Source organism: Paenibacillus sp. TAF43_2, from assembly GCF_052113545.1.
GTDB lineage: Bacteria > Bacillota > Bacilli > Paenibacillales > Paenibacillaceae > Pristimantibacillus.
In genome coordinates this window covers 1-2,768 of record NZ_JBFRDK010000333.1, presented here as the reverse complement: position 1 = coordinate 2,768, position 2,768 = coordinate 1, and the positions used below count along the sequence as shown (strand labels likewise).

Below are 2,768 nucleotides of genomic sequence, written 5' to 3'. Positions count from 1 at the left end.
CAGTAAACGTGTTTAGGATAAGCCCTCGACCGATTAGTATTCGTCAGCTACACACATTGCTGTGCTTCCACCCCGAACCTATCAACCTCGTCGTCTTCAAGGGGTCTTACATACTGGGAAATCTCATCTTGAGGGGGGCTTCACGCTTAGATGCTTTCAGCGCTTATCCCGTCCGTACTTGGCTACCCAGCGGTGCTCCTGGCGGAACAACTGGTACACCAGCGGTACGTCCATCCCGGTCCTCTCGTACTAAGGACAGCTCCTCTCAAATTTCCTGCGCCCGCGACAGATAGGGACCGAACTGTCTCACGACGTTCTGAACCCAGCTCGCGTACCGCTTTAATGGGCGAACAGCCCAACCCTTGGGACCTACTTCAGCCCCAGGATGCGATGAGCCGACATCGAGGTGCCAAACCTCCCCGTCGATGTGGACTCTTGGGGGAGATAAGCCTGTTATCCCCAGGGTAGCTTTTATCCGTTGAGCGATGGCCCTTCCATTCGGTACCACCGGATCACTAAGCCCKACTTTCGTMCCTGCTCGACTTGTAGGTCTCGCAGTCAAGCTCCCTTATGCCTTTGCACTCTTCGAATGATTTCCAACCATTCTGAGGGAACCTTTGGGCGCCTCCGTTACATTTTAGGAGGCGACCGCCCCAGTCAAACTGTCCACCTGACACGGTCCCCGAACCGGTTTCACGGTTCTAGGTTAGAACTCCGATACGATCAGGGTGGTATCCCAACGTTGCCTCCACACAAGCTGGCGCTCATGCTTCWWAGGCTCCCACCTATCCTGTACAGATCGTACCAAAGTTCAATATCAAGTTACAGTAAAGCTCCATGGGGTCTTTCCGTCTTGTCGCGGGTAACCTGCATCTTCACAGGTATTAAAATTTCACCGGATCTCTCGTTGAGACAGCGCCCAAGTCGTTACGCCATTCGTGCGGGTCAGAATTTACCTGACAAGGAATTTCGCTACCTTAGGACCGTTATAGTTACGGCCGCCGTTTACTGGGGCTTCGGTTCACAGCTTCGGGTTACCCCTAACCGCTCCCCTTAACCTTCCAGCACCGGGCAGGCGTCAGCCCGTATACTTCGCCTTACGGCTTCGCACAGACCTGTGTTTTTGCTAAACAGTCGCTTGGGCCTTTTCACTGCGGCCCCCTCGGGCTATTCACCCTACCGAGGCACCCCTTCTCCCGAAGTTACGGGGTCATTTTGCCGAGTTCCTTAACGAGAGTTCTTCCGCGCGCCTTAGCATGCTCTGCTCGCCTACCTGTGTCGGTTTGCGGTACGGGCACCTAGATCTCACTAGAGGCTTTTCTTGACAGCCGGAGTACATGACCTTCGCTACTGCAATTTTCGCTCCCCATCACAGCCCAGCCTAATAGTGTGCGGATTTGCCTAYMSAYYAGCCTCACTGCTTGGACGGACTATTCCATCAGTCCGCGTCACTGCCCTTCTGTGTCACCCCATYGCTCAAACRATCTTCGGTGGTACAGGAATTTCAACCTGTTGTCCATCCACTACGCCTTTCGGCCTCGCGTTAGGTCCCGACTTACCCTGAGAGGACGAGCCTTCCTCAGGAACCCTTAGGCTTTCGGCGGACAAGATTCTCACTTGTCTTTTCGTTACTCATACCGGCATTCTCACTTGAATACAGTCCACCAGTCCTCACGGTCCAACTTCAATCCGTATTCAACGCTCCCCTACCCAAGTACCWWAYGGTACATGTCATAGCTTCGGTGGTGTGTTTAGCCCCGTTACATTTTCGGCGCAGAGTCACTCGACCAGTGAGCTATTACGCACTCTTTAAATGATGGCTGCTTCTAAGCCAACATCCTGGTTGTCTTTGCAACTCCACATCCTTTCCCACTTAACACACACTTGGGGACCTTAGCTGATGATCTGGGCTGTTTCCCTCTTGACAATGGATCTTAGCACTCACTGTCTGACTCCCGAGTAGCACGTCTATGGCATTCGGAGTTTGACTGGACTTGGTAACCCTTGGCGGGCCCCGCACCCAATCAGTGCTCTACCTCCACGACGCTCATTCCTCGAGGCTAGCCCTAAAGCTATTTCGGGGAGAACCAGCTATCTCCGAGTTCGATTGGAATTTCTCCGCTACCCCCACCTCATCCCCGCATTTTTCAACATGCGTGGGTTCGGGCCTCCAGTGCGTGTTACCGCACCTTCACCCTGGACAGGGGTAGATCACACGGTTTCGGGTCTACGACCACGTACTTATTCGCCCTATTCAGACTCGCTTTCGCTACGGCTCCGTCTTCCCGACTTAACCTTGCACGTGATCGTAACTCGCCGGTTCATTCTACAAAAGGCACGCCATCACCCATTTAACGGGCTCTGACTTTTTGTAAGCGCACGGTTTCAGGTTCTTTTTCACTCCGCTTCCGCGGTGCTTTTCACCTTTCCCTCACGGTACTGCTTCACTATCGGTCACCAGGGAGTATTTAGCCTTGGCAGATGGTCCTGCCGGATTCCGACGGGGTTTCTCGTGTCCCGCCGTACTCAGGATCCGTCTCGGAGGGTGCTTGCTTTCGGYTACAGGGCTTTTACCTGCTCTGGCGGGCCTTTCCAGACCTCTTCGCCTACCAAACACTTTTGTAACTCCRTGTGAGACGTCCTACAACCCCWAGRMRCAAGCTYSTTRGTTTGGGCTAATCCGCGTTCGCTCGCCGCTACTGACGGAATCACTATTGTTTTCTCTTCCTCAGGGTACTTAGATGTTTCAGTTCCCCTGGTATGCCTCT

Annotated in this window: 1 rRNA gene; it reads right to left on the bottom strand. The window is 53.6% G+C overall.

The window, feature by feature from the left end:
* Positions 1 to 13: 13 nt before the first annotated feature.
* Positions 14 to 2,768: ribosomal RNA gene (locus AB4Z17_RS33025) — 23S ribosomal RNA — on the bottom strand; the annotation flags it as partial.